Annotated in this window: 14 protein-coding genes and 1 pseudogene; 7 read left to right on the top strand and 8 right to left on the bottom strand. The window is 71.6% G+C overall.

From position 1 onward, the window contains the following. Positions 1-147: 147 nt before the first annotated feature. From pgl to tkt, 5 genes are read right to left on the bottom strand one after another with little or no spacing between them, the layout of a single operon-like run. Positions 148-927: a 6-phosphogluconolactonase gene (pgl, locus tag ACIG36_RS04730; protein ID WP_399921815.1), complete on the bottom strand. Its 780-nt coding sequence runs from the start codon at positions 925-927 to the stop codon at positions 148-150. Further along, on the bottom strand, positions 924-1,976 hold the full coding sequence (gene opcA, locus ACIG36_RS04735; protein ID WP_399921818.1) for a glucose-6-phosphate dehydrogenase assembly protein OpcA: 1,053 nt from the start codon (positions 1,974-1,976) through the stop codon (positions 924-926). Before opcA ends, pgl begins: the two co-directional genes overlap by 4 nt. Next, the gene (gene zwf, locus ACIG36_RS04740; RefSeq protein WP_399921821.1) at positions 1,973-3,496 is read right to left on the bottom strand and encodes a glucose-6-phosphate dehydrogenase; all 1,524 of its coding nucleotides are present in this window, start codon (positions 3,494-3,496) and stop codon (positions 1,973-1,975) included. The genes opcA and zwf overlap by 4 nt, the downstream gene beginning before the upstream one ends. A gap of 1 nt (position 3,497) precedes the next feature. After that, positions 3,498-4,613 (bottom strand): transaldolase, encoded by a 1,116-nt coding sequence (gene tal, locus ACIG36_RS04745; RefSeq protein ID WP_399921824.1) that lies wholly within the window; start codon positions 4,611-4,613, stop codon positions 3,498-3,500. 35 nt (positions 4,614-4,648) lie between these two features. Further along, on the bottom strand, positions 4,649-6,730 hold the full coding sequence (tkt, locus tag ACIG36_RS04750; RefSeq protein ID WP_399921826.1) for a transketolase: 2,082 nt from the start codon (positions 6,728-6,730) through the stop codon (positions 4,649-4,651). A gap of 427 nt (positions 6,731-7,157) precedes the next feature. Here tkt and ACIG36_RS04755 point away from each other — a divergent pair, with 427 nt between their 5' ends. The 3 genes and pseudogenes from ACIG36_RS04755 to ACIG36_RS04765 all read left to right on the top strand — a co-directional run bounded on the left by ACIG36_RS04755 (position 7,158) and on the right by ACIG36_RS04765 (position 9,749). Then, a complete protein-coding gene (locus ACIG36_RS04755) occupies positions 7,158-8,105 on the top strand; it encodes a heme o synthase (RefSeq protein ID WP_399922214.1) in 948 nt (315 codons plus the stop codon). 135 nt (positions 8,106-8,240) lie between these two features. Beyond that, positions 8,241-8,546: pseudogene (locus tag ACIG36_RS04760) on the top strand (hypothetical protein); the annotation flags it as partial. A gap of 144 nt (positions 8,547-8,690) precedes the next feature. Next, positions 8,691-9,749, top strand: a complete 1,059-nt coding sequence (locus ACIG36_RS04765; RefSeq protein WP_399921829.1) for an amidohydrolase — start codon at positions 8,691-8,693, stop codon at positions 9,747-9,749. Here ACIG36_RS04765 and ACIG36_RS04770 read toward each other — a convergent pair. The 3 genes from ACIG36_RS04770 to ACIG36_RS04780 all read right to left on the bottom strand — a co-directional run bounded on the left by ACIG36_RS04770 (position 9,722) and on the right by ACIG36_RS04780 (position 12,505). Then, on the bottom strand, positions 9,722-10,720 hold the full coding sequence (locus tag ACIG36_RS04770) for a heme A synthase (RefSeq protein WP_399921832.1): 999 nt from the start codon (positions 10,718-10,720) through the stop codon (positions 9,722-9,724). The genes ACIG36_RS04765 and ACIG36_RS04770 overlap by 28 nt on opposite strands. A gap of 61 nt (positions 10,721-10,781) precedes the next feature. Continuing rightward, a complete protein-coding gene (locus ACIG36_RS04775) occupies positions 10,782-11,516 on the bottom strand; it encodes an ABC transporter permease (RefSeq protein WP_399922217.1) in 735 nt (244 codons plus the stop codon). Between the two features lie 62 nt (positions 11,517-11,578). Beyond that, positions 11,579-12,505 carry an ABC transporter ATP-binding protein gene (locus tag ACIG36_RS04780; RefSeq protein ID WP_399921835.1) on the bottom strand — a complete coding sequence of 309 codons (927 nt, stop codon included), beginning with the start codon at positions 12,503-12,505 and terminating at the stop codon, positions 11,579-11,581. A gap of 138 nt (positions 12,506-12,643) precedes the next feature. Between ACIG36_RS04780 and ACIG36_RS04785 the strand changes: the two genes are divergently transcribed. The 4 genes from ACIG36_RS04785 to ACIG36_RS04800 are packed head-to-tail and all read left to right on the top strand — an operon-like array spanning position 12,644 to position 16,417. Then, positions 12,644-13,444 (top strand): helix-turn-helix transcriptional regulator, encoded by an 801-nt coding sequence (locus ACIG36_RS04785; protein WP_399921838.1) that lies wholly within the window; start codon positions 12,644-12,646, stop codon positions 13,442-13,444. After that, complete coding sequence (gene sufB, locus ACIG36_RS04790) at positions 13,441-14,862, top strand: Fe-S cluster assembly protein SufB (protein WP_399921841.1); 1,422 nt, start codon at positions 13,441-13,443, stop codon at positions 14,860-14,862. Before ACIG36_RS04785 ends, sufB begins: the two co-directional genes overlap by 4 nt. Before the next feature lie 56 nt (positions 14,863-14,918). Next, positions 14,919-16,100: a Fe-S cluster assembly protein SufD gene (gene sufD, locus ACIG36_RS04795; protein ID WP_399921844.1), complete on the top strand. Its 1,182-nt coding sequence runs from the start codon at positions 14,919-14,921 to the stop codon at positions 16,098-16,100. Beyond that, entirely contained in the window at positions 16,097-16,417 is a 321-nt protein-coding gene (locus ACIG36_RS04800; protein WP_399921847.1) for a non-heme iron oxygenase ferredoxin subunit, read from the top strand. Before sufD ends, ACIG36_RS04800 begins: the two co-directional genes overlap by 4 nt. The last annotated feature ends 4 nt before the right edge of the window (positions 16,418-16,421 follow it).

Here is a 16,421-nt window from a genome sequence, read left to right on the forward strand (position 1 = left end):
GCCCCCAGGAAACGGTGAAATGGGGGCACCTCCCAGCGGTAGCTGGGGGAGGGACCGGGGCTCCCTCCCGTCCTCGCTCCCACCCCGCCCATACGGCGATGGCCCGACCCTCTTCCGAGGGGCGGGCCATCGCCGTATGGGTGCCCGTCAGGGCGACGCCGGTGGATACAGGTCGCGCGGCAGCTGGGCCGCCGCGGCCTGGTCCAGGAGCCACAGGGTGCGGCGCGAGCCGTACGCGCCGGCCGCCGGGGCCTGGATCTCCCCGGCACCGGACAGCGCCATCGCCACCGCCCCCGCCTTGTCCTCGCCCGCCGCCAGCAGCCACACCTCGCGCGCCGCCCGGATCGCCGGCAGGGTCAGGGAGACCCGGGTCGGCGGCGGCTTCGGCGCGCCGTGGACGCCGACGACCGTGCGCTCGGTCTCCCGCACGCCCGGGAGCTCCGGGAAGAGGGAGGCCACGTGGGTGTCCGGGCCGACGCCCAGGAGGAGGACGTCGAAGGACGGGACCGGGCCGTGGTCCTCGGGCCGGGCCGCGGCGGCCAGTTCGGCCGCGTAGGCCTCCGCCGCCGCGTCCGCGTCGTCGTGCGTACCGTCCGCCGCGGGCATGTAGTGCACCCGCGCCGGGTCGAGCTCCACCGCGTCCAGCAGCGCCTCGCGCGCCTGGGTGGCGTTGCGCTCGGGGTCGCCCTCCGGCAGGAACCGCTCGTCGCCCCACCACAGGTCCAGGCGCGACCAGTCGACCGCGTCCCGGGCGGGCGCCGCGGCGAGGGCCGCGAGCAGCCCGTTGCCGTTGCGCCCGCCGGTCAGGACGACGGAGGCCGAGCCGCGCGCGGCCTGGGCGTCCACGATCTTCGTGATCAGCCGGGCCGCCGCGGCCTGGGCCATCAGCTCCTTGTCCCGGTGGACGACGATCTGAGGCGTGCTCACTTGGACGCCGCCTTCTTGCCCGTGGCCTTCTTCGCCGGGGCGGTGCCGGCCTGCTCCGTGGACTCCGCGGGCTTGTCCTCGCCCGACGGCGCCTGCGGCGCCTTGGGCGCCTCGGCCGCCGGCCGGCCGAGCCGTTCCACGCCGTACTTCAGCGCGGAGCCGTAGATGTCGTCCGGGTCCAGGCGCCGCATCTCCTCCGCCAGGAGCTCGGAGGTGTCGCGCCGCTTGAGCGCCACGGCGCGGTCCGGCTGGCCGCGCATGGAGAGCGTGGCCAGGGAGCCGTCCGGGCGGTCCAGGGTGATGACGCCGTTCTTGGTCTCCAGGCGCACGGCCGTCAGGCCGGGGCCCTCGGAGACGGTCCGGGTGGCGGTCACCCCGAGGCGGTCGGCGAGCCACATGGCCAGCAGTTCCGCGCTGGGGTTGTAGGCCTCGGCCTCGACCTGGGCCGAGGTGACCTCGATGCCGGGCTGCTGGTCCAGGGCGGCCGCGAGCATCGAGCGCCACGGCGTGATCCGGGCCCAGGCCAGGTCGGTGTCGCCGGGCGCGTAGTTCGCGGCACGGGCCGAGAGCTCGGCGACCGGGTCCTCGGCGGCGTAGGTGTCGGTGACCCGGCGCTGGCCGAGCGCGCCCAGCGGGTCCTGCTGCGGGTCGACGGGGGAGGCCACCGGCCACCAGACGACCACGGGGGCGTCCGGCAGCAGCAGGGGCAGCACGACCGACTGGGCGTGGTCCATGACCTCGCCGTGCAGTCGCAGCACCACCGTCTCGCCGGTGCCGGCGTCCGCGCCGACGCGGACCTCGGCGTCGAGCCGGGCACGGGCGCGGTCGCGCGGCGAGCGGCTGACCCGCTTGATGACGACGAGCTTGCGCGAGGGGTGCTCGCGGGAGGCCTCGTTGGCCGCCTTGAGCGCGTCGTAGGCGTGCTCCTCGTCGGTGACGATGACCAGCGTGAGCACCATGCCGATCGCGGGGGTGCCGATCGCCCGGCGCCCCTGGATCAGGGCATTGTTGATCTTGCTGGCCGTGGTGTCCGTGAGATCGATCTTCATGGCCGACGCCAGCTCCGTCCATCTCGTGCGAGCATCTCGTCCGCCTCGACCGGCCCCCAGGTGCCGGCCGCGTACTGCGCGGGCTTGCCGTGCTTGTCCCAGTACTCCTCGATCGGGTCGAGGATCTCCCAGGAGAGCTCCACCTCCCGCAGGCGCGGGAAGAGGTTGGCGTCACCGAGCAGCACATCGAGGATGAGCCGCTCGTACGCCTCGGGGCTGGACTCGGTGAAGGACTCGCCGTAGGCGAAGTCCATCGAGACGTCCCGGACCTCCATCGAGGTGCCGGGCACCTTCGAGCCGAACCGCATGGTGACGCCCTCGTCCGGCTGCACCCGGATGACCAGGGCGTTCTGCCCCAGCTCCTCGGTGGCGGTGTGGTCGAAGGGCGAGTGCGGGGCGCGCTGGAAGACCACCGCGATCTCGGTGACGCGGCGGCCGAGCCGCTTGCCGGTGCGCAGGTAGAAGGGGACGCCCGCCCAGCGGCGGTTGTCGATCTCCAGCTTGATCGCGGCGTAGGTGTCGGTCTTCGACTTGGGGTCGATGCCCTCTTCCTCGAGGTAGCCGACGACCTCCTCGCCGCCCTGCCAGCCGTGCGCGTACTGGCCGCGCACGGTCTCCTTGCCGAGGTCCTTGGGCAGCCGCACGGCGCCCAGCACCTTGGTCTTCTCCGCGACCAGCGCGTCCGCGTCGAAGGAGGCGGGCTCCTCCATGGCGGTCAGCGCCAGCAGCTGGAGCAGGTGGTTCTGGATGACGTCACGGGCGGCGCCGATGCCGTCGTAGTAGCCGGCGCGGCCGCCGATGCCGATGTCCTCGGCCATGGTGATCTGTACGTGGTCGACGAAGGACCGGTTCCAGATCGGCTCGAAGAGGGTGTTGGCGAAGCGCAGCGCCAGGATGTTCTGGACCGTCTCCTTGCCCAGGTAGTGGTCGATCCGGAAGACCGACTCCGCGGGGAAGACCTCGTGGACGATCCGGTTGAGCTCCTGGGCGCTGGCCAGGTCGTGGCCGAAGGGCTTCTCGATGACGGCACGCCGCCAGGAGCCCTCCTTCTGGTCGGCCAGGCCGTGCTTCTTGAGCTGCTGGACGACCGTGGGGAAGAACTTCGGCGGCACGGACAGGTAGAAGGCGAAGTTGCCGCCCGTGCCCTGTGCCTTGTCCAGCTCCTCGATCGTGTGCTTGAGGGTCTCGAACGCCTCGTCGTCGTCGAAGTCGCCCTGGACGAAGCGGCAGCCCTGGACCAGCTGCTGCCAGACCTCCTCGCGGAAGGGGGTGCGCGCGTGCTCCTTGACGGCGTCGTGCACCACCTGGGCGAAGTCCTCGTCCTGCCACTGCCGGCGGGCGAAGCCGATCAGGGAGAAGCCCGGCGGCAGCAGGCCGCGGTTGGCCAGGTCATAGACGGCGGGCATCAGCTTTTTACGGGACAAATCGCCCGTGACGCCAAAGATGACCAGGCCCGACGGCCCCGCGATGCGCGGGAGCCGTCGGTCCAGAGCGTCACGCAGCGGATTGCTGCTGCTCAATTCATGCCTCCGGTGAAAGGCGCTTGAGCTCCGCCTCGGTGGACTTCAGAAGGTCGTTCCAGGACTGCTCGAACTTGTCGACGCCCTCGTCCTCGAGGAGCTGCACGACGTCGTCGTACGAGATCCCCAGCTTGGCGATGGCGTCCAGCTCGGCCTTGGCCTGCTCGTAGGTGCCGCGCACCGTGTCACCGGTGATCCGGCCGTGGTCGGCGGTGGCCTCCAGGGTGGCCTCCGGCATGGTGTTCACCGTGTTCGGGGCGACCAGGTCGTCCACGTACAGGGTGTCCTTGTAGGCCGGGTCCTTCACGCCGGTCGACGCCCACAGCGCACGCTGCTTGTTGGCGCCGGCCTTCTCCAGGGCGAGCCAGCGGTCCGAGGAGAAGACCTCCTCGTAGGCCTGGTAGGCCAGACGGGCGTTGGCCAGGGCGGCCTTGCCGCGCAGCGCCTTGGCTTCCTCGGTGCCCAGCGCGTCCAGGCGCTTGTCGATCTCGGTGTCCACGCGGGAGACGAAGAAGGACGCGACCGAGTGGACCAGGGACAGGTCCTGGCCGGCGGCCTTGGCCTGCTCCAGACCGGTCAGGTAGGCGTCCATGACCGCGCGGTAGCGCTCGAGCGAGAAGATCAGCGTGACGTTGACGCTGATGCCGCGGCCGATGACGTCGGCGATGGCCGGCAGGCCCGCCTTCGTCGCCGGGATCTTGATGAGGGTGTTGGGGCGGTCCACCAGCCAGGCCAGCTGCTTGGCCTCGGCCACGGTCGCCTTGGTGTCGTGCGCCAGACGGGGGTCGACCTCGATGGAGACCCGGCCGTCCTGGCCGCCGGTCGCGTCGAAGACCGGGCGCAGGATGTCGGCGGCGTCGCGGACGTCCGCCGTGGTGATCATCCGGATGGCCTCGTCGACGGTGACCTTGCGGGCCGCGAGGTCGGCGAGCTGCTGCTCGTAGCCCTCGCCGCCGGAGATCGCCTTCTGGAAGATCGACGGGTTGGTGGTGACGCCGACGACGTGGCTCTGGTCGATCAGCTCGGCCAGGTTGCCGGAGGTGATGCGCTTGCGGGACAGGTCGTCCAGCCAGATCGCGACGCCTTCGTCGGAGAGGCGCTTGAGTGCGTCTGTCATGGGATTGGCTCCTACTGGGGTGGTGTTGGGCGGCGTCAGCGGCGGTTGGCGTCGGCGATCGACTCGCGGGCGGCCTCGACCACGGCGTCGGAGGTCAGGCCGAACTCGCGGTAGAGCACCTTGTAGTCGGCGGAGGCGCCGAAGTGCTCCAGCGAGACGATCCGGCCGGCCTCGCCGACGTAGCGGTGCCAGGTCAGGCCCACGCCGGCCTCGACGGCCACGCGCGCCTTGACGTCCGGCAGCAGCACGCCGTCGCGGTACGCCTGGTCCTGCTCCTCGAACCACTCGACCGACGGCATCGAGACCACGCGGGTCGGGATGCCCTCGGCCTGCAGCGCCTCGCGGGCCTCGACGGCCAGCTGGACCTCGGAGCCGGTGCCGATCAGGATCACCTGCGGGCGGCCGCCCTCGGCCTCGAACAGGACGTAGCCGCCCTTGGCGGCGCCCTCGTTGGCCTCGTACGTCGGCACGTTCTGGCGGGTCAGGGCCAGACCGTGCGGCGCGGGCTTGGTGGTGTGACGCTTGGTGATCTCGCGCCAGGCGATCGCCGTCTCGTTGGCGTCGGCCGGGCGGACCATGTTCAGGCCCGGGATGGCACGCAGCGCGGCCATGTGCTCGACCGGCTGGTGGGTCGGGCCGTCCTCGCCGAGACCGATGGAGTCGTGCGTCCACACGTAGGTGACCGGCAGCTTCATCAGCGCGGCCAGGCGCACGGCCGGACGCATGTAGTCGGAGAACACCAGGAAGGTGCCGCCGTAGACGCGGGTGTTGCCGTGCAGCGCGATGCCGTTCATGGTCGAGCCCATGGCGTGCTCGCGGATGCCGAAGTGGATCGTACGGCCGTACGGGTTCGCCTCCGGCAGCGGGTTGCCCTCCGGGAGGAAGGACGACGTCGCGTCGATGGTGGTGTTGTTCGAGCCCGCGAGGTCGGCGGAGCCGCCCCACAGCTCGGGGATCACGCCGCCCAGCGCCTTGAGGACCTCGCCGGACGCCTTGCGGGTCGCGACGTCCTTGCCGGCCGGGAAGACCGGCAGGGCCTTCTCCCAGCCGTCGGGCAGCTCGCCCGCGGCGATGCGGTCGAACTCGGCGGCGCGCTCGGGGTTGGCCTCGCGCCACTCCTGGATCCGCTTGTCCCAGGCGGCGTGCGCCTCGCGGCCGCGGTCGACGACCTTGCGGACGTGCGTGAAGACCTCGTCCTCGACCTGGAAGTGCTGCTCGGGGTCGAAGCCCATCACGCGCTTGGTGGCGGCGACCTCGGCCTCGCCGAGCGCCGAGCCGTGCGAGGCCTCGGTGTTCTGGGCGTTGGGGGCCGGCCAGGCGATGATCGTGCGCGCGGCGATGATCGAGGGACGCTCGGTCTCGGCCTGCGCCGCCTTGAGCGCCGCGTACAGCGCCTGGACGTCGAAGTCGCCGTTGGCGGCCTGCTCGATGCGCTGGACGTGCCAGCCGTAGGCCTCGTAGCGCCCCAGGACGTCCTCGGAGAAGGCGGTCTCGGTGTCGCCCTCGATCGAGATGTGGTTGTCGTCGTACAGGGCGACGATGTTGCCGAGCTTCTGGTGACCGGCCAGCGAGGACGCCTCGGCGGAGATGCCCTCCTCCAGGTCGCCGTCGGAGACGATCGCCCAGACGGTGTGGTCGAAGGGGGACTCGCCCTTCGGGGCCTCCGGGTCGAACAGACCGCGCTCGTAGCGGGCGGCCATGGCCATGCCCACCGCGTTGGCGATGCCCTGGCCCAGCGGGCCGGTGGTGGTCTCCACGCCGCGGGTGTGACCGTGCTCCGGGTGGCCCGGGGTCTTGCTGTCCCAGGTGCGGAAGGCCTTGAGGTCCGCGAGCTCCAGGCCGTAGCCGGCCATGAAGAGCTGGACGTACAGGGTCAGGCTGGTGTGACCGGGGGAGAGGACGAAACGGTCGCGGCCGGTCCAGTCGGCGTCATTGGGGTCGTGCCGCATCAGCTTCTGGAACAGCAGGTAGGCGGCGGGCGCCAGGCTCATGGCCGTGCCCGGATGGCCGTTGCCGACCTTCTGCACGGAGTCCATGGCCAGGACGCGGGCGGTATCGACGGCCCGCTGGTCCAGTTCGGTCCATTCGAGGTCTGTGGTGGTCGGCTTGGTGCTCACCCTCGGATCAGGGCTCCTCTCCACATGTTCAATCTGCCGGGGGCGGTATTGCCCGCCACGACGCGGCGCGGTCGAGCCTACCCCCGCTGGGACGCGCATTTTTTCGACGTACAGTCGGGCTGCGGGGCACTCATTTGAGAGGCCTCGTCCGGTCCACGAAGCCGGGAACCTCCTGGGGACGGCAAAGATTCCCGCCGTCGCGCGGCGGTCACTCCTCCAGCCTGCCGGGCGCACCCCGGGCCCGCCTGTCGAGCGCGACCGTTCTGCGGGGATTCGGCCACCCGCGCTCCGGCGGCGCTGTGGGCCCAACACGACCCCACCCCGGCGGAGGACGGGCTGACCCCTGCGTCTAGAGTGGCGTGGTACGCGCAAGCCTTCACCCGGGACGACCACCCGGACGCGCTTGCTGGCCTTATCTCTGTCAGGGGTGTGCGTGACGGCCGTCGAATCCCGTCCTGCGGGGGTGCTTGCTGAAAGCCCCGTTCACCGGCCGTTCGGGGCCCGTGTCAAGGCGTTCGTGGCCCTGACGAAGCCGCGCGTCATCGAGCTGCTGCTGATGACGACGGTGCCGGTGATGTTCCTGGCGGCCGAGGGTGTGCCGGACCTGTGGCTGGTACTGGCCACCTGTATCGGCGGCTACCTGTCCGCCGGCGGCGCCGGCGCGTTCAACATGTACTACGACCGTGACATCGACGCGCTGATGGACCGTACGTCCCAGCGTCCACTGGTCACGGGCATGGTCTCGCCCCGTGAGTGCCTGGTCTTCGCCACCGCGCTGACCGTCGGGTCGACCGTGTGGTTCTGGTATCTGGTCAACCCCCTGTCGGCGATGCTGTCGCTGGGCGCGTCGGTGTTCTACACCGTCGTCTACACGATGATCCTCAAGCGGCGTACCGCGCAGAACATCGTCTGGGGCGGCATCGCGGGCTGCCTGCCGGTCATCATCGGCTGGTCCGCGGTGCGCAACGAGGTCTCCTGGGCCTCCCTGATCCTCTTCCTCGTCATCTTCTTCTGGACGCCGCCGCACTACTGGCCGCTGTCGATGAAGGTCAAGGACGACTACGAGCGCGCGGGCGTGCCCATGCTGCCGGTCATCGCGGGCAACAAGGCCGTGGCCAAGCAGATCGTCCTCTACAGCTGGGTGATGGTCGCCGTCTCCCTGCTGCTGACGCCGCTGGGCTACACCGGCTGGTTCTACACGGTCGTCGCGGTGGTGTGCGGCGCCCTGTGGCTGAAGGAGGCGCACGCCCTGCAGGCCCGCGCCAAGGCGGGGATCACGGGCGCGAAGCTCAAGGAGATGCGTCTGTTCCACTGGTCGATCACCTATGTGTCGCTGCTGTTCACCGCGGTCGCGATCGACCCGTTCCTGCGCTGACGCACAACCCCGGGGATCCGCTCCTACGATGGGCGATGGGGGTACCCCCATGCCGTTCAGGCCATGGGGGCGGGTGGTCAAGGCCACCCGTACCGCCCATCGTGGTTTTCCCTACTCGTCGGTAGCATCCTGGCCATGGCAGACAACAAGCAGGCGACGAAGCTCGCCCGGCAGATCACGGCCTTCGCCCGCAGCCACGGCGGCAGCGCCGAGGGCCAGCTCGCCCACATCGCCCGCGGCACCACCCGCATCGCCCTCGTCGGCGCCAACGGCGAGTGGGGCAACCTCGTGGCCCGCTCCCACGAGACCGCCCGGCAGGCCGCCGAGCTCGCCGGGATCACCCTGCACGACGACTTCGACGGCGAGCTCGCCGCCAAGGTCCGCACCGGCCCCTACGAGTGGTCCCGCATGGCCGGCATCCAGGTCGGCGGCCCCTCCAACGGCCCCGGGGACACCCCCGCGCAGCCGCCGGCCGAGGCCGAGGCCAAGCCCTCCGCCGATAACTGACGGCCCGCTCGCCCGTTAGACCCACCGGGAGCGGCGCCACGGCGCCGCGCGGTGGGGGACGGGGCGAGGAGGCGGGGCATGGACGGCCTGACCGAGGGCATACCGCCGCTCGTCGACCAGTACAGCCACGGAGCCGTCCACGGCGAGGTGGGGCTGGGGGAGTTCGAGACCCATCTGGCCGAGGCCGCCGGGGCCACCGGCCCCGCGCCGCCCGGCACCACCTTCTTCGACAGCCGCGCCGGCCTGGCCGTACGCCGCTGGTGCCCGCCCCTGCTGGGCCTCGAGCCGCACTGCGCGCCCGTGCGCTACCTGGCCAGACGCCGCGAACTGGGCGCCTACCGCGCCGGCCACCTGCTGCTGCGCGGCACCGGCATCGGCACGTTCCTGCTGGACTCCCGGGCGCCCGGCGGCCTCACCTCGCCCGCCGAGCTGGCGCGTGCCGCCGAGGGCCGCGCCCACGAGGTCGTCCGGCTCGAAGCGCTCGCCGCACGGACTGCCGACACCGCCGGCGGCACGGACGTCTTCCTCGCCCGCACGGCCGAGGAGCTGTACGCCGCGGCCCGCACCGCCACCGCCTTCGCCTCCGGCGCCGCCTCCTGCGACGACACCCCGCCCGGGGCCGCCGAGGTGCGCGAGGCCGCCGGACGCTGGCTGCGCGCCCGCCGCACGGGCGAGGCGCCGGCGGATCCGGTCCTGGGCCGTTACCTGCTGTGGAGCGCGGTCGCCACGGGCCTGCCCGTACAGCTGCACTGCCCCGACCCGCGCCGGCTGACGGGCTTCCTGGGGGCCACCGCGAGCCGCGGCGTCGACCTGGTGCTGCTGCCCGACCCCTGGCACCGCCGCCCGGCCGCCCAGCTGGCCGCCACGTTCCCGCACGTCTACGCGGACGTCGGCACCCGGCCCGGGGAGACCCTGCGCGAGGCGCCGTTCGGCAAGCTGCTGTTCTCCACCGGCGCGCGCGGGCCGGCGGAGCTGTACGTGGTGGCCGCCCGGCTGTTCGTACGGGCCATGCAGCGGCTGATGGGCGACTGGGTCGCCGACGGCTGGTGCCGGGCGGCGGAGGCGGGGCGCATCACCGCGCTCGTCGCCGCCGGCACCGCGCGCCGGGTCTACCGGCTGGACGCCGCCACGGGCTGACCGGCCGCCGGCGTCTCCCGCTCGCCGGAGGGCGCCGGCAGGTCCGCCGCCCCGCCGCGCTCGCGCAGCGACAGGAAGACCCGCAGCACCGCGATCCATACCAGGCAGGATCCGAACATGTGGGTGCCGACGATGAGCTCGGGCGAGTCGTTGAAGTACTGCACGAAACCGACGACGCCCTGCAGCATCAGGACGGCGAACAGCTCGGCCACCCGGCGCCGCGCCGCGGCGGGCGCCTTCACGGCCCGCAGCGCGAACCACAGGGCCACGGTCAGGCCCAGGACGATGAAGACGAAGTCGACGTGCAGCTGGGTGATCTGATGCCAGTCCAGCGGGATGCGGTGGATGTCCTTGGCCGCGTCGCCCGCGTGCTTGCCCGAACCCGTCACGACCGTGCCGGCCACGATCAGCAGGGCCGTCGCGGCGACCAGGAGCCCGGTCAGCTGGCGCACCGGCCGGGCCACCAGGTCGCGCGGCGCGTCGTCGCCCTCGCGCGAGCGGTGCCACATCACCACGGCCACTGTCAGCAGCGCGGTCGCCGCCAGGAAGTGCGAGGCGACGATGTACGGGTTGAGGCCCGTGAGCACCGTGATGCCGCCGATGATGCCGTTGCCCGCGATGAGCCAGAACTGGATCCAGCCCAGCTTGGTCAGGGACCGGCGGCGCGGGGTACGCGCGCGTGCCGCGACGATGGCCACGCCGACCACCGCGCACAGCACGTAGGTCAGCATGCGGTTGGTGAACTCGATGACGCCGTTGATGCCCATCGCGGGCGTCGGCGTCAGGCTGTCCTCGGTGCAGGTCGGCCACGTCGGGCAGCCGAGCCCGGACTGCGTGAGCCGCACCGCCCCGCCGGTCACAACGATGATCACGGCCATGACGACGCAGGCGAGCGCGGCGCCCCGGACGAAGCGGGCGGAGGGCTGCCAGCGATCGGCGACCAGCTGGAGGGGGTTCAGCGTTTTCGGCACGGTAGTCATCGTAAGGGTGAGCTTGTGCACGGATTCACGAGGGGTGCGCCGAGGGCGCGTCCTACTCCCAGCGGAACCAGCGCGCCGCCGCGCCCAGGCCCAGCGCCGCCCACGCGGCGAGGATCCCCAGGTCGGCCCACGGCATGCCGGCGCCGTCGCGCAGGACGTCGCGCAGCCCGTCGGAGAGCGCCGAGACGGGCAGCAGGGCGAGCACCGACTGGGCGGCGTCCGGGAACTTCTCCAGTGGCACGATGACGCCGCCGCCGACCAGCAGCAGCAGGAAGACGAGGTTGGCGGCGGCCAGTGTCGCCTCGGCCCTGAGCGTGCCGGCCATCAGCAGGCCCAGCCCGGAGAAGGCCGCCGTGCCGAGGACGAGCAGCAGGAGCACGGCCAGCGGGTTGCCGTGCGGCGACCAGCCGAGCGCGAAGGCGATGGCGGTCAGCAGGACGATCTGCAGGACCTCGGTGACCAGCACCGAACAGGTCTTGGCGGTCATCAGCCCCCAGCGGGGCAGCGGCGAGGCGCCCAGGCGCTTGAGCACCCCGTAGCGGCGCTCGAAGCCGGTGGCGATGGCCTGCCCGGTGAACGCCGTGGACATCACCGCCAGCGCCAGCACACCGGGCGCCAGGAAGTCGACGGCTTCGCCCTGTCCGCCCGCTGTTCCGACCGGCACAGTGATGATGTCGACGGTGCTGAAGAGCAGCAGCAGGAGGGTGGGGATGACGACGGTGAGCAGCAGCTGCTCGCCGTTGCGCAGCAGCATCCGGGTCTCCAGCGCCGCCTGCGCGCGGATCATCCGCCCGAGCGGGGCGGCGCCGGGCTTCGGCGCGAAGGTACCGGTGGCGGCCGTATCGGCGGTCACGAGCGCAGCTCCTTGCCGGTGAGTTCCAAGAAGACGTCCTCGAGCGTGTGCCGCTCGACTGTTATGCGGTCCGGCATCACGCCGTGCTGGGCGCACCAGGCGGTCACCGTGGCGAGCAGCTGGGGGTCGACCCTGCCGTTGACGCGGTAGCTGCCGGGGACCGCCTCCACGGCGGCGGAGTCGGCGGGCAGTGCCTTGAGGAGCGAGGCCAGGTCCAGGCCGGGGCGGCCGTTGAAGCGCAGGCTGTTCTCGGCGCCGCCGCGGCACAGCTTCTCGGGGCTGCCCTGGGCGATGACCTTGCCGCCGTCGACGATGGCGACGTCGTCGGCCAGCTGTTCGGCCTCGTCCATGTAGTGGGTGCTCAGCACGACCGTGACGCCGTCCGCGCGCAGCTCGCGCACCAGCGCCCAGGTGGCGTGGCGGGCCTGCGGGTCGAGGCCGGCGGTCGGCTCGTCGAGGAAGACCAGCTCCGGGCGGCCGACGACGGCCATGGCGAGGGACAGGCGCTGCTGCTGCCCGCCGGACAGGCGCCGGTAGGTGGTGCGGCCGCAGTCGCCCAGCCCGAGGCGCTCGATGAGGGCTCCGACGTCCAGGGGGTGGGCGTGCAGGGAGGCGGTGTGGCGGAGCATCTCCTCCGCGCGGGCCCCCGCGTAGATCCCGCCGCTCTGCAGCATCACGCCGATGCGCGGGCGCAGGGCTGCGGAGTCGGCCAGGGGGTCCAGCCCGAGGACGCGGACGGTGCCGGCGTCGGGGCGGCGGTAGCCCTCGCAGGTCTCGATGGTGGTGGTCTTGCCGGCACCGTTGGGGCCGAGTACGGCGGTGACGCCGCCGGTCGCGACGGTCAGGTCGAGACCGTCGACCGCGGCCTTCGTCCCGTACCGCTTGACCAGGCCGTGGACCTCGACCGCGGGCTCTGCATGCATGCGGGGAAGTGTACGGAGCCGGGGGCCGTCCGGACCCCGGCGGGGTGGCCGCTTAGGTAACCCTAAGTGATCAAAGCCACCGTTGCGTGATCCAGTCGGCGCTTGTCGGCCTTCGGGCAATTACGCAACAATGGTGTTGTGAAATACGCGGGCGAGGCTCCCCAGGGCCCCGCGGCCGAGTCGGCCGCCGGGTCGGGTCCCGTCCTGCCCGGGTCCGGGCAGGAGGCCCAGCGCGCCCACGACGAGCAGCGCGGCACCCGCAACAGGGTCGCCCGCTCCATCCTCGACCACGGTCCGTCCACGGCGGCCGAACTGGCCGTCCGCCTGGAGCTGACCTCGGCGGCCGTCCGCCGCCACCTCGACACCCTGGTCGCCGAGGGCGTCGTCGAGGCCCGCGAGAAGCGGGTCTACGGCACCCGGACGCGCGGCCGCCCGGCGAAGGTGTTCGCGCTGACCGACTGCGGCCGGGACGCCTTCGATCAGGCCTACGACAAGCTCGCCGAGGACGCCCTGCGCTGGATCGCCCAGTCCGCCGGCGGCGGCGAGATGGGCGAGGCGGCCGTCGCCGCGTTCGCCCGCGCCCGGATGGCCGCCCAGGCCGACGCCTACCGCAGGGCCCTGGAGGCCGTCGCCCCCCAGGACCGCACCCAGGCGCTCGCCAGGGCATTGACCGCGGACGGGTACGCTGCTACGGCGCGCAGCGCACCGGTCGGCGAACAGCTTTGCCAGCACCACTGCCCGGTCGCCCATGTCGCCGAGCAGTTCCCGCAGCTGTGCGAGGCGGAGACCGAGGTCTTCTCCCGCCTGCTCGGGACTCATGTGCAGCGTCTGGCCACCATCGCCCACGGCGACGGAGTGTGCACGACGTTCATCCCCAAGAGCAGCACCCCCAAGACCACCACCGCATCCACCAGCACGGCCGGGAGGAACCCCGCATGACTCTCCCCACGGAGACTGCCCACCCTGAGCTCGAGGGCCTGGGCACCTACGAATACGGCTGGGCCGACTCCGACGTGGCCGGTGCCGCGGCCAAGCGCGGCCTGTCCGAGGAGGTCGTCCGCGACATCTCGGCCAAGAAGTCCGAGCCGGAGTGGATGCTCAAGCTCCGCCTCAAGGGCCTGAAGCTCTTCGAGAAGAAGCCCATGCCGACCTGGGGCTCCGACCTCACCGGCATCGACTTCGACAACATCAAGTACTTCGTCCGCTCCACCGAGAAGCAGGCCGCCACCTGGGAGGACCTGCCGGAGGACATCAAGAACACCTACGACAAGCTGGGCATCCCCGAGGCCGAGAAGCAGCGCCTGGTCGCCGGCGTCGCCGCCCAGTACGAGTCCGAGGTCGTCTACCACCAGATCCGCGAGGACCTGGAGGAGCAGGGCGTCATCTTCCTGGACACCGACACCGCCCTGAAGGAGCACCCCGAGCTCTTCCAGGAGTACTTCGGCACGGTGATCCCGGTCGGCGACAACAAGTTCGCCTCCCTGAACTCCGCCGTGTGGTCCGGTGGCTCCTTCATCTACGTCCCCAAGGGTGTCCACGTCGACATCCCGCTGCAGGCCTACTTCCGCATCAACACGGAGAACATGGGCCAGTTCGAGCGGACGCTGATCATCGTCGACGAGGACGCCTACGTCCACTACGTCGAGGGCTGCACCGCCCCGATCTACTCCTCCGACTCGCTGCACAGCGCCGTCGTGGAGATCATCGTCAAGAAGGGCGGCCGCTGCCGCTACACGACGATCCAGAACTGGTCGAACAACGTCTACAACCTGGTCACCAAGCGGGCCGTGGCCTACGAGGGCGCGACCATGGAGTGGGTCGACGGCAACATCGGCTCCAAGGTGACGATGAAGTACCCGGCCGTCTACCTGATGGGCGAGCACGCCAAGGGCGAGACCCTGTCGATCGCCTTCTCCGGTGAGGGCCAGCACCAGGACGCCGGCGCCAAGATGGTCCACATGGCGCCGAACACCTCCTCCAACATCGTCTCCAAGTCGGTGGCGCGTGGCGGCGGCCGCACCTCCTACCGCGGCCTGATCGAGATCGGTGAGGGCGCCCACGGCTCCAAGTCGAACGTGCTCTGCGACGCCCTGCTCGTGGACACCATCTCCCGGTCCGACACCTACCCCTACGTCGACGTCCGCGAGGACGACGTCTCCATGGGCCACGAGGCGACCGTCTCCAAGGTCAGCGACGACCAGCTCTTCTACCTGATGAGCCGCGGCCTGTCCGAGGACGAGGCCATGGCCATGATCGTCCGTGGCTTCGTCGAGCCGATCGCCCGCGAGCTGCCGATGGAGTACGCGCTGGAGCTCAACCGGCTGATCGAGCTGCAGATGGAAGGCGCGGTCGGCTGACCGCCCCCCGTCCGCAGCGAACCCCTTTGTGACAGGAAGAGAGCACGACGACAGCCATGGCTGACAACACTCCCGCCGGCAGCACGACCGACGGCGCCATCCAGGTGGGTGGGCCCCAGCAGCCCATCGACGCGCGGGTCAGCGCCCCCGCCTCGTACGACGTCGCGGACTTCCCCGTGCCGCACGGCCGCGAGGAGGAGTGGCGGTTCACCCCGCTGCAGCGTCTCCGCGGCCTGCACGACGGCACCGCCGTCGCCGACGGCGCGGGCGTCAAGGTCGAGGTGAGCGCCCCCGAGGGCGTGACCGTGGAGACCGTCGGCCGCGACGACGCCCGGCTCGGCAAGGCCGGCAAGCCGGTCGACCGGGTCGCGGCCCAGGCGTTCAGCTCCTTCGAGAAGGCCTCGGTCGTCTCCGTCCCCAAGGACGCGGTGCTCACCGAGCCCGTCCGGATCTCCGTGCACGGCGAGGGCGGGGTGGCCTTCGGCCACCAGCTGATCGAGATCGGCGCCTTCGCCGAGGCCGTCGTCGTCCTCGACCACACCGGCGACGCCACGCTCGCCGCCAACGTGGAGTTCCTCGTCGGCGACGGCGCCAAGCTCACCGTCGTCTCCATCCAGGACTGGGCCCCCACCGCGGTGCACGCCGCCCAGCACACCGCGCTGGTCGGCCGCGACGCCTCCTTCAAGTCCGTCATCGTCACCTTCGGCGGCGACCTGGTCCGTCTGCACCCCCGGGTCGTCTACGGCGCCCCCGGCGGCGAGGCCGAGCTGTACGGCCTGTACTTCACCGACGAGGGCCAGCACCAGGAGCACCGCCTCCTCGTCGACCACGACACCCCGCACTGCCGCAGCAACGTCGCCTACAAGGGCGCCCTGCAGGGCAAGGACGCGCACGCGGTGTGGATCGGCGACGTGCTCATCCGCGCGGCGGCCGAGGGCACCGACACCTACGAGCTCAACCGCAACCTCGTCCTCACCGACGGCGCCCGCGTCGACTCGGTCCCCAACCTGGAGATCGAGACCGGTGAGATCGTCGGCGCCGGCCACGCCTCGGCCACCGGCCGCTTCGACGACGAGCAGCTCTTCTACCTGATGGCCCGCGGCATCCCCGCCGACGAGGCCCGCCGGCTGGTCGTGCGCGGCTTCTTCGCCGAGCTCGTCCAGCAGATCGGCATCCCCGAGCTGGAGGAGCGCCTCATCGCCAAGATCGAGGCCGAGCTGGAGGCATCGGTCGCATGAGCGAGTTCGTCAAGGTGGCCGCCCTGAGCGAGCTGGAGGAGGACACCCCCAAGCGGGTCGAGGTCGACGGCACGCCGGTCTCCCTCGTCCGCACCGAGGGCGAGGTGTTCGCGATCAACGACATCTGCTCGCACGCGAACGTCTCGCTGTCCGAGGGCGAGGTGGAGAACTGCCACATCGAGTGCTGGCTGCACGGCTCCAGCTTCGACCTCCGCACGGGCAAGCCCGACAGCCTTCCCGCGACGCAGCCCGTCCCCGTATACCCCGTCAAGATCGAAGGGGACGACGTGCTCGTCTCCGTCACCCAGGAGTCCTGAGTTC

The sequence above is a fragment of the Streptomyces sp. NPDC053048 genome (genome assembly GCF_044547045.1).
In the GTDB taxonomy this organism is placed as follows: Bacteria; Actinomycetota; Actinomycetes; order Streptomycetales; family Streptomycetaceae; genus Streptomyces.